Origin of the sequence: Streptomyces sp. NPDC051987 (genome assembly GCF_040680735.1) — a bacterium.
Classification (GTDB): domain Bacteria; phylum Actinomycetota; class Actinomycetes; order Streptomycetales; family Streptomycetaceae; genus Streptomyces.
The window spans coordinates 50,848-65,195 of sequence record NZ_JBFAXI010000019.1 but is presented as its reverse complement, the minus strand read 5'-3'; the positions used below and the strand labels follow the sequence as shown (position 1 = coordinate 65,195).

Sequence of the window (14,348 nt, the reverse complement as noted above, 5' to 3'; positions counted from 1 at the left end):
GTTCCTGTCTCTGGGCTGTGGGGCTGTGGGGCCGTGGGGCCGTGGGGGCCGGGGGGGCCCCCCCCCCCCCCCCGGGGGGGGGGGGGGGCGGGGCCCCCGCCCACACCCTCGGGGTGGTGGCGGCGGCCCGGATCTGGTCAGGCGAAGCGGCGGACGAACGTCAGGGCCGTTTCGGCGACTTCCTGCCAGCCGCCGTCGATGGTGAGGGCGTGGCCCCGGTTCGGTATCTCGGTGATCTCGGTGACGCCGGGGTTGTGCAGCTGTTGTTTGTAGGAGGCGTTGGCGATGGCCCACGGGACGGTGTGGTCCTTCTCGCCGGAGATGATCAGCAGCGGGCCGCGGTCGGGGTTCCCGGTGTCGACCTTCGCCTCCGTCCAGGGGTTGAGGTTGGCGGTGGCGGCCTGGAAGATCGGGGCGCCGGGTGCCGGGACGGCGAACGTCTCGAAGAGTTCCTTCGCCTCCTCCTCGCTGACCGCGTTGGCGAAGGCGTAGCGGAACTGTTCGAAGGTGAGCGGGACCGCGCGGTGCCGGTTGGCCGGGTTGCTCAGTACCGGCGCGGACGAGCGGAGCGCGGAGACGGGCAGGGGCAGGACGCCGCGGAAGGGGGCCGGGTCGATGGCGACCGACGCGGCGGAGAGGCCGCGGCCGGCGAGGATCTGGGTGAGCAGGCCGCCGAAGGAGTGGCCGATGACGGCCGGCCTGCGGTCGAGGCGGCCGATCAGGTCCGCCAGGTGGTCGGCGACCTGCCCTACGGTCTTGCCGGCGAACACCTCGGGGTGGCTGTTCGCCTCCGCCACGGTGTCCGGGTCGTCGGGCCAGGAGAGCGAGACGGCGGCGTAACCCGCGTGGTCGAAGTACTCCACCCAGCGGTCCCAACTGCTGGGCAGCAGCCACAGCCCGTGGACGAAGACCACGGGTGTCCTGCCGGAGTCGTTGGCGGCTTGGATCTGCTGTTCATCGTGTGCGGACATGGCGGCAGGCTAGGAAGCGCGGGACGCGGGTCGCGACCGTCAGATGACGGGTCCGTCGACGTATTCGACGTGTCCGTCGCCGTGTGCCGCCCGTGCCTGGGCCCCGAGGGCGTCGCGCAGCGCCGCGCGGGAGCGGATGCCCAGCTTGGGGAAGATGTTGTACAGGTGGGTGCTGACCGTGCGCGGGGAGATGTACAGCCGGGCGCCTATCTCCTTGTTGCTGAGCCCGGTGGCCGCCAGGTCGGCGATCTGGAGTTCCTGGGGTGTCAGCAGGCCTTCCGTGTCGAGCGGTTCCGGCTCCGCCGGCGGCGCCAGGGCGGCGAGCTCCGTACCGGCCGCGGCGGCCCAGGGCGCGGCGCCCAGCTCCTCCAGCGTGTGCAGGGCGGCCGTCAGGTGCTCGCGGGCGGCCTCCGGGTCGCGGCCGTGGGCGCGCAGCCAGCGGCCGAAGGCGAGCTGGACCCGGGCCCGGTCGAAGGGGGCGTGGACGTCGGCGACCGCCAGCGCCCGCCGGAATCCGGCCTCGGCCGTCTCCACCGGACCGGCGAGGGCCGCCGCCGCGTGCGTCAACAGCGCCAGGCGCGGCGAGAGTTCACCGAGACAGGCGCTCCGCGCCATCGCGACGTGGACGCGTGCCTCGGCGGTCCTGCCCGTGTACACGGCCGCCTCCACCAGGTCGTACACCGACCAGATCGCGCGCGGGTTGAGCGGGGGGAGGGTACCGGGCGGACTGACCAGCACGCAGTCGCGGTACGCCGTCTCGTAGTCCCTCTGCCCCAGGGCGAGCAGCGCGCGGGCCTGCCGGGCGGACACCTGGAGCAGACCCAGCCGGCGCGGTTCGCTCCAGGCGAGGATGGTGCGGGTGAGCGTGCCGACGGTCTCGGCGTCGCCCCGGACGGCCGCCACCAGGGCGAGCTGGGAGGCAAGCCGGAATCCCGCGAGGCGGTGCCCCAGTTCCTCGGCCATCGCCAGGCCCTCCCGGGCCAGCGCCTCTGCCTCGGTGAAACGGCCGGCGAAGAAGGCCTCGTGACCGAGGAGGATGGTGCCGTAGGACCACTGCACGAAGGTGCCGCCCTCCCGGGAGCGCCGGGCGACCCGCATCCAGTGCTCGCGGTACTCGGAGGCCTCGTCGAAGTAGACGCTGAGCATCGAGAGCTGGGTGACCGGCCGGGGGCCCGCGTCGGGCGGGAGGGCGGCGAACGCCCGCCGGATCCGCTGCCGGACCTCCGGGGCCCGCTTCTGCGGGGCGTCGAAGGCCAGGCAGTAGAGCCGCACCTGGTCGGGGGCGTCCTGGCAGCGTTCCAGCACCTCCGGCCACAGATCGGTCCGCTGGGCGTAGAACGCCACCAGCGTGAGCAGGAACTGCAGTTCGCCGACGACCTCGCGGACCGCGGCGAGCGACGGCTGCCGGCCGGCACCACCCGTCTCGGCACTGTCCGTACCGGCGGCGAGCAGTCCGTCGATCACACCGGTCAGCAGCCGGTGGGCGGCCGTCGCGTCCCCGTCCGTCTCCAGCAGCGCGTACACCCTGGCCAGGGTGGCGCGCGCGGTGTCCTGGGGCGAGGCCCGGTCCCCGTACCCGTCATCGACGAGGACCGCGGTGACGTCGAGGGCGCCGGACTGGGCTGCTGCGTACGCCGCGTGCGCCAACCGTCGGCTGCGTTCGGCCGACTCCGGGCTGAGCTCCGCGGCCCGGCGCAGCGCGGTCGTCGCGAGGGCGGCGCTGCCGCGCCTGAGGGCCGCCTGCCCCGCCTGCTCCAGATCGGCCGCGAGCTGCTCCTCGGGCCCCAGGGAGGCGGCGATCAGGTGCCCGATCCGGCGTTCCGGGTCCCGTTCCAGCGCTTTGGCCAGAGCTCGGTGCGCCGCCCGCCGTTGACCGGGCCGGCAGGTGCGCACGACGGCCGAGCGGACCAGCGGATGCCGGAAGACCAGCCGGCCGGCCCGAGCGTCCACCCGCACCAGGCCCGCCTCCTCGGCGGCCAGGAGCGCGGCGTCGGCCTCTTCCATCCCGCCCGGATACGCCGCCCAGATCGTGCGTAGCCCGCCGGTCCCCTCCAGCGCGGCGACCAGCAGCAACTCCAAGGTGACCGCGGGCAGTTCACGGAGTCGCGGAGCGAAGAGCGCCTCCAGTCGGTCGTCCACGGGCAGGGACAGCGGCAGCGGGGCGGTACCGGTGATCTGCTCCCGGGTGAGCAAGGCGGGAAGCTCCAGCAGCGCCAAGGGATTGCCCGCGGCCTCTTGGAGCAGCCGTTCGCAGGCGGGCGCGGCCAGCCCGGGGTGAGCAGCCCGAAGCAGGGCGGCGGCGGACCGCTCGTCCAGCGTCTCGACCCGCCGGCGCAGCAGTCCGTGCCGGTCGAGCGCGTGCGCATGGCCCGCCCTGGCCGCGACCAGCAGGTCCACCGGTAGCCCGGACAGTCGGCGCGCCACGAACTCCAGGACGTCGCCGCTAGCCCGGTCGAGCCACTGGACGTCGTCGATCACGACGAGGACCGGGCCGTCCTCCGCCGTGCGCCGCAGGACTTCGAGTACGGCGACGGAGGCCGCGAAACGGTCCGGCGGCGCCTGGGCCACCGAGCTGCCGAGGACCCCCTCCAGTACCGCGCGCTGCCCCGGCGGCAGCCGGTCGAAGCCGTCACGCATGCCGAAGAGCAGCTGGTGCAGACCGGAGTAGGCCAGCGTGACCTCGGACTCCACGCCGGCGAAACGCAGCACGCGGAATCCCGAGGCCCGTGCGCCGCTCGCGGCGGCCTCCAGCAGTGCGGTCTTCCCCACGCCGGCCGGGCCCTCCAGCAGGACAGCCGTCCCCGCGCCTCCGTCCGTCAGCCGCCGACGCAGACCCGCGAAGAACTCCAGGTCCGCCGATCGCCCCAGGAGCCCGACCGCATCCCCGTCCACGCCCCCGGGCGCGGACGACTGCTCGATGGACATGAGGGCTCCTCACCATGCTCAGTGGCCGCCGGGAAGGCGACGGCGGACGGACCGTCAGGTGACGTATGGCCCGACGCGGTCGCCGGGCCCTGGAATGGCTCCCGGTGCGCCGGTCCCGGTACACCGGAGCGGCTACGAAAGGCGGCAGGGCGCCGAGATGATCTCCAACCTGACCCGGATGCGGGCCATCGACGACGCGTGGAACGAACGCGACTGGGATGCGTACGAAGCGCTCCTCGCCCCGGACCTGACGGCCTGGGCGGCCGGTGACGAAGACCCGCACGGACGGGCCGAACACGTCGTCCGGGCACGGGAGTTCTGCACCCTCTTCCCGGAGAACCACGTGGTCACCCAGCCCTACGTGGCCGCGTTCGGACACGGTGACCAGACCTGCACCGTCGCCCGGTTGCGCGGACGTGTGACGCGGCCGGTACGGCTCCCCGACGGGACCGAGGCGGCGGCGACCGGCCGCACCTTCGACGTCGCGTTCACCACGGTCTGCCGCTGGCGGGCCGGGGCGATCGTCGAGCAGTACGAGTTCATCGACCAGGAGTCCCTACGGCGGGCCCTGGGTATCGGGTCGTGAACGGCGGGCCCGTAACGCCCATGGTGATCCCCTCGTCGGTTGAAGCCGGAGCAAGCCGGAGCAAGGCATGTGCCGTCACCGTAGGTCCCGGGCCGGGGCCGCCGCATCCTTGAGACCCACAGTCCGCCCCTCCTACCGCCCCCGGGCCCCGGCGCCTGCTGCATCGTCCCGATCAGCCCCGTCACCCCCGTCACCCCCATCCACGAGCGCCGCCAGCGCGTCCCGCAGTTGCCCTCGGGCCGTCACGCCCAGCTTCCGGAAGGTCTTGCGCAGGTGGTACTCGACGGTGCTGGGGCTGAGGAACAACTGCGCCGCGATGTCCCGGTTCGGCACGCCCGCGGCGGCCAGCCGGGCGATCCGCGCTTCCTGCGGAGTGAGAGGGACGGCGGACTCCACCGGGCGGTGCCGCAACCGCGCGCCCGTGGCGGCCAGTTCGGTCCGGGCGCGCCGGATGTAGAACTCGGCGCCGATGGCCTCGAACAGGGCGAGAGCGGTCCGCAGACTGTCCCGCGCCTCCCGCCGCCTTCGCCGCCTGCGCAGCCACTCGCCGTAGACGAGGTGCGCGCGGGCCGTCTGCGGCCGGGCCGCGGACGCCTCCAGGTGCTCGATCGCCTCCAGGTACAGCTTCTCGGCCTCGTCGTCGTCCGCGACCAATGCCCGCGAGCGGGCCAGCAGGCCCAGGGCGACGGGGGTGCCGCTGGCGGTCGCGACGGTGTGCAGCCGGGCCAGGGCGGCCCGCGCGGTCTCCGGGTCCCCGGACCGCTGGGCCGCCTCGACCAGTTCCGGGAGGACGTTCACGCTGGTCGGCCCAGGGGTGTCGGCGGCGAACACCCGCCGGCCGTGGGTCAGCGCGGCCGGGTAGTCGCCCAGCGCCACCTCCAACTGGCACAGGGCCAGGTGCGGGACGAGGGCGCCGTAGTGTTCCCGGCCCGCAGCCGTCGCCTCCCGGATGTGGGCCCCGGCCGCCTCCCGCGCGGCCTGCTCGGGGCCGGTCACGCAGTACAGCAACTCGACACCGCCGCCCGTACGACCCTGCTGCCGTGTCGTCAGATCGGACAGGTCGGCCGCGGCCCGGCCGAACTCCGCCGCCGCCGTGAAGTTGCCGCGCCACAGTTCGGGTATGGCCCGCAGCAGCAGCGCCAGCGCCAGGGCGCCATGCGCGCCCCGGGTCCTGGCCAGCTCGACCCAGCGCGAGGTGAGCGCCAGCAGGCCCTCCAGGTCCCACATCTCACCGGCGAGCACACTGCCCAGGTTGAAACCGCGCAGATCCTCGCTGCCGAGCAGGCTCCGCACACAACGCCGGTAGAGGGGGTAGGCGGCCTCGGGACCGTCGAGCAGCCGGGCGGTCAGCGCGGCGCTGATCAGGTCGGTCGGAGAGGCGGAGTCCGGGTGGGCGGAATCCGGGTGGGCGGAGTCCGGGGCGGCGGGTGTCAGCGCGCGTACGGCCCGCGCCACCGCCGTCATGTCGGCCTTGCCGGTCCAGGTGGCCGCCTCCAGCGCCTGGAACAGCGTGTCCCGGGCGGCCCGTTCGTCGTCCGGCAGCAGCAGTTCCGCCGCCTTCAGCAGCAGCGGGACCGTCTCCCGTACCTGCCCCTGGGCGAACCGGATCGCGGCCAGCAGCCGCAGCCGTTCCGCCCGTCCGGACCCGGACCCGGCCCCGGGCAGCGGGGCGACCCGCCGGAGCAGGGCCTCGGCGGCGACCGGGTTGCCGGTCTCCAGGGTCGCCCGCGCCGCCGCCAGCAGTCTGCCGGGTCGGCGCGCCTCGTCCGTGGTCAGCTCCACGGCCCGGCCCAGCAGCCGCGCCGAGGCGGAGTAGCCGCCATGGTCCACCGCCCGCCGCGCCGCCTGTTCCAGGTCATGGGCGAGGTCCTCGTCGGGGTGGACCGCGGCCAGCGCCCGGTGCCAGATCCCGCGGTCCGGGTCGCCCTCTTCGGCGGCCAGTGCCTCGTGGGCCAGCCGGCGCTCCTCGGCCGACGCACCGTGGTACACCGCCGAGCGCAGCAGCGGATGCCGGAACCCGACCCGCTGCCCCAGCACCAGGAACCCCCGCTCCTCGGCCACCACGGCCGCCGCCCGCCCGGCACCCAGCCGGCCCGCGGCCCGCCACACGAGGTGGGCGTTCCCGGAGGTCTCGGCGGCGGCCACCAGGAGCAGAGTCCGGGTGGCGGCCGGGACCGCTGCCACCCGGCGCCGGAAGACCTCTTCGAGACGCCGGCCCACGGGCAGCGGGTCCGGGAGCGCCGCCGCGCCCGTCAACTGCTCGGCCGACAGTTCCCGGGCCAGTTCCAGCAGGGCCAGCGGATTGCCGCGGGTGCCCGCGACCAGCCGCTCGGCGACCCGGTCGTCGATGTGCGCACCGCTGATCAGGTCTCTGGCGACGTCCGCCGGGAGCCCCTCCAGGCGGAACTCCGGCAGCCCGGCGAAGACCGGGCCGCCGTCGCCCTCGGGGTCGCGGATGCCGAACAGCAGGGCGATACGGCCGGCTCCGGCGCGGCGGGCGACGAAGGCGAGGGCGTCCGCGGACTCCCGGTCCAGCCACTGGGCGTCGTCCACGACGCATACGACGGTCTGCCCGGCCGCCGCCTCCGTCAGCAGACCCAGCGCGGCGAGGCCCACCAAGAAACGCTGCGGCGCGGGACCGGACTCCAGGCCGAACGCGGTGCTGATCGCCCGGCGCTGCGGCTCGGGCAGGGCGGGCAGACCGGCCATGAACGGCGACAGCAGCAGGTGCAGTCCGGCGTACTGCAGGTCCGACTCGGACTCGATCGCCGCGATGTGGCTCACCCGGGCGGAGCCGGCCACGGCCACCGCGGTCCGCAACAGCGACGTCTTGCCGACGCCGGGCTCACCGCGCACCGCCAGCACCCCGCCGTCGCCGCCGTCCGCCCGCCCGACGACGTCCCGCACAGCGGCCAGTTCGGCGGTACGGCCGAGGAACCGGGCGCCGGACGGGGACAGATCGCGATTGACGTCATGAAAGATGTCGGCAGACATGGGACTCCTTCCGCCTGCCCGGCCGTTCAGGCCCGGGTGCCGTCGGCCGGACGGCTCCGCGCGCGCCATTCGCCCGGCGGGATGCCGTAGGTCTCCTTGAACAGCCGCCCGAAGTGACTGGCGTCGGTGAAGCCGTGACCGCGGGCCACGGAGGCGACCGTCTGCCGGAGCTTGTGCGGGTCGGCGAGGTCGGCGCGGCACGCCTCCAGCCGACGGGCGCGGATCCACTTGCCCAGTTCGATGTCCGAGCGGGCGAGGACGGCGTACAGGCGCCGGACGGAGAGGCCGAACTCCCCGGCGATCCGCGCCGCGCTCAGCGCCGGATCGTCGATCCGGCGCCGTACATGCTCCATGATCCGCAGCGCCAGCGTGTCCTCCAGCGGACCCCGGGCCAGGTCCGCCGCACCCAGGTGGGTGGCGATCACCGCCCGGACCAGTTCGACGGTCGACCGGTCCAGCTGCTGTGCGGCGGGACTTTCCGGCAGCGCGCGCGAGTCGGCCAGCCGCGAGAGATGGGCCGCCGCCAGGGCGGCCACCGGATTGGCCGGCCCGAGCCGGGTCGCCGTGATCCGCCCGAGCAACCGGTCGGGCAGGGCGAGACCGGCACGCGGCAGACAGAAGTAGTGGTGGTGGGTACCGCTCGCGTTGACCGCGGTGAAGGGCCGCGCGCTGTCCACCAGGACCATGTCGCCGGGGCGGACGACGGCCTCACGGCCGTTCTGTACGACCGTGGCGGTGCCCGACCGCTGAACGGCCAGGATCAGCCGCGTCTCGGAGCCGTCCCGGGTCTGCCGCGGGGTGCGCCGGACGGTCAGGGGAGTGGTCCGGGCGGAGAACTGGGTGAGCCCTCCGACCTGGCGGATCAGACCCCGCGCCGCGATGGGGCCGGCGGCGTGGTGGTCGACGTCCACCCACAGGACCGAGGGGCCGACGGCGGCGCGGAGCGCCTCGGCCCGGTCCACCGGGGCCAGGTCCCCCACGTCGAAGGTCACGGCCGTCATGATCGGTCCTCTGGGCTGCTCGAACGGTCGACGCCGGCCGCGGCAGGCGCGGCCCGTCCCGAGAATAGGCGCCCGGCACGGCACCGGAACCGGCGTTGCGTGCACGGCCGTCTGCGTACCGTGCACACCGGCTCCCCAGCCGCGCACACGGGCCTGCCCGCGGGCCACCGGGGTCGGTTACGCTCCCCGGAACGCATGAAGACGCAGTGGAGCACCTCGACGTACACCGTCGACGACCGGGCCGAGGCGATACGACAGACGATCCGGGACCGCGTCGTACCGGTGCACATCGCGCTGCCCGAACGGCCCGAGGACGTGCACTGCGAGGTGTCGATCACCGGCATCGGACGCGTCCAGCTCAGCACCGTCCGGGCCAACCCGGCGACCGTCGAACGGTCCCTGCGGCTGGCCGCGGCCGACTGGGAACCCTGCCTCTTCCTCGGCCTCCAGCGCGTCGGCACCAGCAGCGTCGTCCAGGACGGCAGAGCCGCCACCATCCGCCCCGGCACCCTCGGCTTCTACGACACCCGCCGTCCGTACACCCTGCTCTTCGACGGCGGGGTGGACACGCACTTCTTCCGGATACCGGTGGCCGAACTGGGCCTGCCGGACGCCGTGCTCGGCGACGTCACCGCGCGTGTGCTCGGCGAGGGTGACTCGGTCGCGGCTCTCGGCGCCTCCTACCTCTCCCGGCTGGCGGCCGCCCCCGACCTGCACACCGGCCCGGCGGCGGAGCACCTGGCCGCGACCACCCTGGAGATGGTCCGGGCCGTGATCGCCGACGCCTGTGATCTTGAGGTGGCGGCCCGCGCGGCCCGCGAGGAGACCCTCGGCCCGCGCATCCTGGAGTACCTGCGCCGCCATCTGACCGATCGTGACCTCACCCCGGGCGCGGTGGCGAAGGCCCACCACATCTCCCTGCGCCACCTCTACGCCGTACTCGCCCGCGAGGGCGTCAGCCCCGGCGAGTGGATCCGCCGGCAGCGCCTCGACGGGGCCCGCCGGGAGCTGGCCGCGCCCGGGGCCCGTCGCGACACCATCGCCGCCGTGGCCCACCGCTGGGGCTTCACCGACGCCTCCCGGTTCGGCCGGTCCTTCAAGGAGGCGTACGGCATGACCCCACGCGAGTACCGGGACCGGCCGCACACGGGCTGAAGGGGCGTCCGGCTGAAGGAGCGTCCGCCTCCGTTCGCTGTGCGAGTGCCGGACTCGCGGTACGTGCTCCGTCGCGCCGCCGTCCCACCGCTCGCCGTACCAGAGCCGGACCGGCCGCACGCCCCGAAACGCGTATCCGCCCGCGGGCCGCGGCGCGAGGCGCTCTCCGACACGTCCCATCCTCCCCGGTCCGCACCCCGCCCGCCTCGGTCATCCGACGATGCCGGACCGCGGCGGAGCCGTCGCGGCTCATCGTCATTTGACGCATCCGGACGGCCCTCGTCGCGGCCCACGATGAGGGCGTTCCCAGCGACATCGGAAGGTACCCATGGCGCAACTCAGCCAGTACGACCACGCGGAAGCCCTGGTCGACGGAGCCCACGAAGTCTTCGGCTTCCATCCCGGATACCGTGCCCTGCACGCCGACGGCCGGATCTACCGCGGCGCCTTCCGCGCCCTGCCGGCCGCCCGCAACTACACCCGCGCCGCCCACCTCCAGGGCGACCTGATCCCGGCCTCGGTGCGCTTCTCCAAGGGCGGCGGCCGCCCGGACGCGCCGTTCGGCGCCACCGTCGGCATGGCCACCCGCTTCTACCTGCCCAACGGGCGCACCACCAACCTGGTGATGCTCAGCCAGCTCCTCTTCCCCGCCCGCCGCCCCGAGGACCTCCTCGAAGCCATCGCGCTGGCCGCGCCCCCGGAGCCCGGTGGCCCGCTGGACAAGGCGGCCCTGCGGCCCTTCCTGGCGAAACACCCCGAGGTCGCGGACGTCCTGCAGATGCGCGCCGCCTCGCTGGCCCCGACCAGCTTCGCGCACAGCGAGTTCCACGCCGTGCACGTCTTCCGCTTCCTCGACGAGGACGACGTCCTCACCAACGTCCGCTGCCACTGGATCCCGCGGGCCGGGGTCGAGGGCCGGCCCGTCGAGGAGCTGGCGGCGATGTCCCGCGAGGTCCTCCTGGACGAGTTCGACGAGCGGCTGGCGACCGGCCCGGTCGGCTTCGACCTGGTCCTGGAGATCGGCCAGGACGGCGACCCCCTCGACGACCCGACCGCCCTGTGGCCCGAGGACCGGGAGCGGGTCACCGTCGGCACCCTCCAGATCACCGCTCCCGTCACACCCGAAGAGCTCGGCGACCCCGTGATGAACCACGACCCGACCAAGGTCACCGACGGCATCGAGCTCAACGACGACCCCATCCTCCAGGCCCGCCGCGGGGTCTACGAGGTCTCCGCGGCCTACCGGACCGGCGGCTGGCACACCTGCCCGTTCGCCAAGCACTACGAGTGACACGCCCATGAAAAAAGTGACCCGGACCATCCACCTGTCACGCCTGAGAACAGCCTTCGAGGAGAAGCACGCCATGACCGACACCACCACCCCGGCCATCGACGGCACCGACGAGCGCTACGCGCACGCCCAGCCCATCAGCGACCAGCCCGACGGCCCGGGCCGGCGCATCGGCAAGAAGGGCGAGCTGACCATCATCACGCCGCTGACCCCGAACGGGGGCAAGATCTTCCGCGAGCGGGTGGCGAGCATCCAGGCGCAGGCCGGTTACTGGGAGACGAAGGTCGGCACGGTCGACAACTTCCGCATCCTGCTCTTCGACAACGACACCCGGATGCTCATCACCCTCGTCTACGACGGCGACTTCAAGCCCTACCTCGCCGACATCGGCCGCGCCCAGCCCTGGCTGGACGAGATCTTCGGCGAGATCGTCGAGGGCTACAACGGCTACGACGACCCGGGCACCCCGGAGCTGGTGATCTCCCGCTCGTACTCGGCGGACCTGTACTTCCACGCCACCTCGGACAGCAGTGTCCACGACGTGAAGCGCATGAAGCGTCTGAACGACGCCCTCTCCGAGGTTCTCGATGCGGCCAACTGACGCCGTCGGTGCCCTGGATCTGGACCGGATCCAGGGCACCGTCCTCCGCGAACGGCCGCTGCCCTACTTCGGTTCCTACCTGCTGTACGAGGTCGGCGACGCCGCCGAGGGCCGCGCCATGCTGCGCCGGCTGCTGCCCCACGTGACCACGGCCGCCGGCTGGGAGCACCCGGCCGGGGACGCCTGGCTCAACGTCGTCCTCACCCACCCGGGTCTGGCCCGCATCGGGCTGCCGCAGGAGATCCTCGACGGCTTTCCCCGCGAGCTGCGCGAACCGATGCGCACCCGCAAGGAGTTCCTGGGCGACGTCGGCGAGAGCGACCCGGCGCACTGGGACCTGCCCGAGCACGGCTCCTTCGACATAGGGGTGCTGCTGATGGCCCCGGACGAGACCGCGTTCGCCGAGAAGCTGGCGATCGGCCACGGCGCCCAGGAGGACCTGCCCTCCGTGCGCCGGGTGAGCCGTCTCGACATCCGCACCCCGGACAACCTGCGCGAGCACTTCGGGTACGCCGACGGCATCAGCCGCCCGTACATCGAGGGCCAGGGTGGCACCCCGAGGCGCGGCCAGAGCGTCGCGAAACCGGGGGAGTTCGTCCTCGGCTACGTCAACGAACTGGGCCGGACCGCCACCGGGCCGGGCCCCGAGGCGCTGTGGCGCAACGGCACGTACCTGTCCATCCGCAAACTCCACCAGAAGGTCGCGGAGTTCCGCCGCTTCCTGACGGCACGGTCCGAGGACGAGTACGGCGCCGAACTGCTCGCCGCGAAGATGGCCGGCCGCTGGCGCAGCGGCTGCCCGCTGGCCCTGTCGCCGGAGAAGGACGTGACCGTGGAGCCCGAGCGGCTCAACGACTTCGCCTACCACGACGACGACCCGCGCGGTCTGCGGACCCCGATCGCCTCCCACATCCGCCGGGTCAACCCGCGGGACGCGCTCCAGGACACCATCGTCGACGTCCGCCTCCACCAGCTCCTGCGCCGGGGGGCCGCCTACGGGCCGATGCTCCCCGAGGGCGTCCTGGAGGACGACGGCGTCGACCGGGGCGTGGTCCTGGCCTTCGCCAACGCCGACCCGGCCCGGCAGTTCGAGTTCGTCCAGTCCCAGTGGGTCAACGACGGCGACTTCATCTCGGCCGGCGCCGACCAGGACCCGCTCGCGGGCAACCACGTCACCGGCGCCGACTTCAGCTACGCGGCGAAGCCGGTGCGGCGCCGCCTGCGCGGGCTGCCCGCGTTCGTCGTGACCAAGGGCGGCGAACACGTCTTCCTGCCCGGCGTCAACGGCCTGCAGTACCTGGCCGACGGCCGCTGGTGAGATCCGTCGGTCCGTCCGCGAGCCCGGTCACGAATCCAGTCATGAACCCACTCATGAACCCACTCATGAACCCACTCATGAAGCCACGAGGAGAAGAAACGTGTGGTCCTCCCCCTACGCCTGGAGAGGCCTCGTGGCCGTCGTCCTCGGCCTGATCGCGGTCGTCTGGCCAGGCATCACCGTCGGCGCCCTGGTGATCCTGTTCGCCGTGAACTGTTTCATGAGCGCCGGGAACGACGCCGCCGTCGCGTTCCGCGGTGACCGCGCCGGCCCCGTCGTCGGCCGTCTCCTGCTGGCGTTCGTCTCGCTCACCGCCGGAGTGACCGCGCTCGTCTGGCCCGGCATCACCGCTCTGGCGCTCGCCGTGTGGATCGCGATCTGGGCGGTCGTCGCCGGTCTGTTCGAGGTCGGCTTCGGCTTCCGGCGCGGCGCGCCCGCAGGCAACCGCGCGATGTGGATCCTGAGCGGCCTGGCCACCCTGGCCTTCGGTGTCGTCCTCGCCGTCCGTCCCGATGTCGGCGTTCTCACCCTCGCCACCCTCTTCGGCTTCTACGCGATCGTCTACGGCGTCTCCGCCCTGGTGACGGCCGCGCACACCGCCCCCCGTACACAGCCCGACCGGAACCAGGACGAAGGAAGCCCGCAGTGGACGTGAACGGAAGGACCGTCGTCGTGACCGGCGGCGCCAGTGGCATCGGTCAGGGCCTCGCGACCCGGTTCGCGGCCGAGGGGGCGCGGGTGGTCGTCTCCGACCTCGCGGCGCAGACCCCGGCCGGGACCGCCGGACTCCGGTACGTCCAGGCCGACGTCAGCAAGGAAGCCGACATCGAACGGCTTGTCGCCGACGTTCTCGCCCACGAGGGCCGCATCGACCTGTTCTGCTCCAACGCCGGGATCGGCCACGAAATGGACCCGATGACCCCCCAGGGCGTCTGGGACAAGGTGTTCGCCGTCAACGTGATGAGTCACGTCTGGGCGGCCCGGCACGTCCTGCCGCACATGCTGGAGCGGGGCGAGGGCTATCTGCTCAACACGGCTTCGGCCTCCGGGCTGCTCACCGAACTCACCAGCCCCGGCTACGCGGCCGCCAAGCACGCGGCGGTGGGGTTGGCCGAATGGCTTGCCTTCACCTACGCCGACCGGGGCATCCGCACCTCGGTGATCTGCCCGGAGGCGGTCCGTACCCCGATCCTCGACGCGGCTCCGTATCTGCTGGGCAACGCGATCACCGTCGAGGCAGTGGCGGAAACCGTGATCCAGGCCCTCCGCGACGAACGTTTCATGATCTACACCCACCCGACCACACCGGTCCGCTTCCAGCAGAAGGCCGCGGACTACGAGGCGTACATCGCCGAGCTGCGCGTACGGCGATCGCAGGCGACCCGGGTCGCGCGCTGAGGGAGGCACACAGGACGACGGCGCTGCCCTGGAACAGGGCCTACCGGTCGGCCGGCAGCTTGGGGCGGGTGACGGGCACGACGGTCAGCAGGGCGTCGAGGCCCTTGA

The 14,348-nt window shown here is 73.4% G+C and carries 11 protein-coding genes; 7 read left to right on the top strand and 4 right to left on the bottom strand.

From position 1 onward, the window contains the following. Positions 1-137: 137 nt before the first annotated feature. Together AB0M11_RS13315 and AB0M11_RS13310 are read right to left on the bottom strand one after the other, a co-directional pair. Positions 138-971 carry an alpha/beta hydrolase gene (locus AB0M11_RS13315; protein WP_365704610.1) on the bottom strand — a complete coding sequence of 278 codons (834 nt, stop codon included), beginning with the start codon at positions 969-971 and terminating at the stop codon, positions 138-140. Between the two features lie 39 nt (positions 972-1,010). Next, on the bottom strand, positions 1,011-3,896 hold the full coding sequence (locus AB0M11_RS13310; protein WP_365704608.1) for an AAA family ATPase: 2,886 nt from the start codon (positions 3,894-3,896) through the stop codon (positions 1,011-1,013). A 157-nt stretch (positions 3,897-4,053) separates the two neighbouring features. Between AB0M11_RS13310 and AB0M11_RS13305 the strand changes: the two genes are divergently transcribed. Then, the gene (locus AB0M11_RS13305) at positions 4,054-4,482 is read left to right on the top strand and encodes an ester cyclase (RefSeq protein WP_365704606.1); all 429 of its coding nucleotides are present in this window, start codon (positions 4,054-4,056) and stop codon (positions 4,480-4,482) included. A 132-nt stretch (positions 4,483-4,614) separates the two neighbouring features. On the opposite strand, the gene AB0M11_RS13300 is transcribed toward AB0M11_RS13305, so the two are convergent. Beyond that, the gene (locus tag AB0M11_RS13300) at positions 4,615-7,476 is read right to left on the bottom strand and encodes an AAA family ATPase (RefSeq protein WP_365704604.1); all 2,862 of its coding nucleotides are present in this window, start codon (positions 7,474-7,476) and stop codon (positions 4,615-4,617) included. A 26-nt stretch (positions 7,477-7,502) separates the two neighbouring features. Further along, entirely contained in the window at positions 7,503-8,477 is a 975-nt protein-coding gene (locus AB0M11_RS13295; RefSeq protein ID WP_365704602.1) for a helix-turn-helix domain-containing protein, read from the bottom strand. A 195-nt stretch (positions 8,478-8,672) separates the two neighbouring features. Between AB0M11_RS13295 and AB0M11_RS13290 the strand changes: the two genes are divergently transcribed. The 6 genes from AB0M11_RS13290 (at position 8,673) to AB0M11_RS13265 (ending at position 14,240) form a co-directional block, all read left to right on the top strand. Continuing rightward, positions 8,673-9,632: a helix-turn-helix domain-containing protein gene (locus AB0M11_RS13290; RefSeq protein ID WP_365704600.1), complete on the top strand. Its 960-nt coding sequence runs from the start codon at positions 8,673-8,675 to the stop codon at positions 9,630-9,632. A gap of 328 nt (positions 9,633-9,960) precedes the next feature. Then, positions 9,961-10,923, top strand: a complete 963-nt coding sequence (locus AB0M11_RS13285) for a catalase (protein WP_365704598.1) — start codon at positions 9,961-9,963, stop codon at positions 10,921-10,923. Between the two features lie 73 nt (positions 10,924-10,996). Beyond that, positions 10,997-11,524, top strand: coding sequence for a hypothetical protein (locus AB0M11_RS13280; protein ID WP_365704596.1), 528 nt, complete (start codon positions 10,997-10,999; stop codon positions 11,522-11,524). Beyond that, complete coding sequence (locus tag AB0M11_RS13275; RefSeq protein WP_365704594.1) at positions 11,511-12,842, top strand: peroxidase; 1,332 nt, start codon at positions 11,511-11,513, stop codon at positions 12,840-12,842. Before AB0M11_RS13280 ends, AB0M11_RS13275 begins: the two co-directional genes overlap by 14 nt. 100 nt (positions 12,843-12,942) lie before the next feature. Further along, a complete protein-coding gene (locus AB0M11_RS13270) occupies positions 12,943-13,497 on the top strand; it encodes a DUF308 domain-containing protein (protein ID WP_365704592.1) in 555 nt (184 codons plus the stop codon). Further along, positions 13,488-14,240: an SDR family oxidoreductase gene (locus AB0M11_RS13265; protein WP_365704588.1), complete on the top strand. Its 753-nt coding sequence runs from the start codon at positions 13,488-13,490 to the stop codon at positions 14,238-14,240. The genes AB0M11_RS13270 and AB0M11_RS13265 overlap by 10 nt, the downstream gene beginning before the upstream one ends. Positions 14,241-14,348 lie beyond the last annotated feature (108 nt).

Bases quoted from the DNA above. Each gene is read 5' to 3' on its own strand.
- AB0M11_RS13315 (WP_365704610.1), bottom strand. From the start codon at position 971: ATGTCCGCACACGATGAACAGCAGATCCAAGCCGCCAACGACTCCGGC.
- AB0M11_RS13310 (WP_365704608.1), bottom strand. From the start codon at position 3,896: ATGTCCATCGAGCAGTCGTCCGCGCCCGGGGGCGTGGACGGGGATGCG.
- AB0M11_RS13305 (WP_365704606.1), top strand. From the start codon at position 4,054: ATGATCTCCAACCTGACCCGGATGCGGGCCATCGACGACGCGTGGAAC.
- AB0M11_RS13300 (WP_365704604.1), bottom strand. From the start codon at position 7,476: ATGTCTGCCGACATCTTTCATGACGTCAATCGCGATCTGTCCCCGTCC.
- AB0M11_RS13295 (WP_365704602.1), bottom strand. From the start codon at position 8,477: ATGACGGCCGTGACCTTCGACGTGGGGGACCTGGCCCCGGTGGACCGG.
- AB0M11_RS13290 (WP_365704600.1), top strand. From the start codon at position 8,673: ATGAAGACGCAGTGGAGCACCTCGACGTACACCGTCGACGACCGGGCC.
- AB0M11_RS13285 (WP_365704598.1), top strand. From the start codon at position 9,961: ATGGCGCAACTCAGCCAGTACGACCACGCGGAAGCCCTGGTCGACGGA.
- AB0M11_RS13280 (WP_365704596.1), top strand. From the start codon at position 10,997: ATGACCGACACCACCACCCCGGCCATCGACGGCACCGACGAGCGCTAC.
- AB0M11_RS13275 (WP_365704594.1), top strand. From the start codon at position 11,511: ATGCGGCCAACTGACGCCGTCGGTGCCCTGGATCTGGACCGGATCCAG.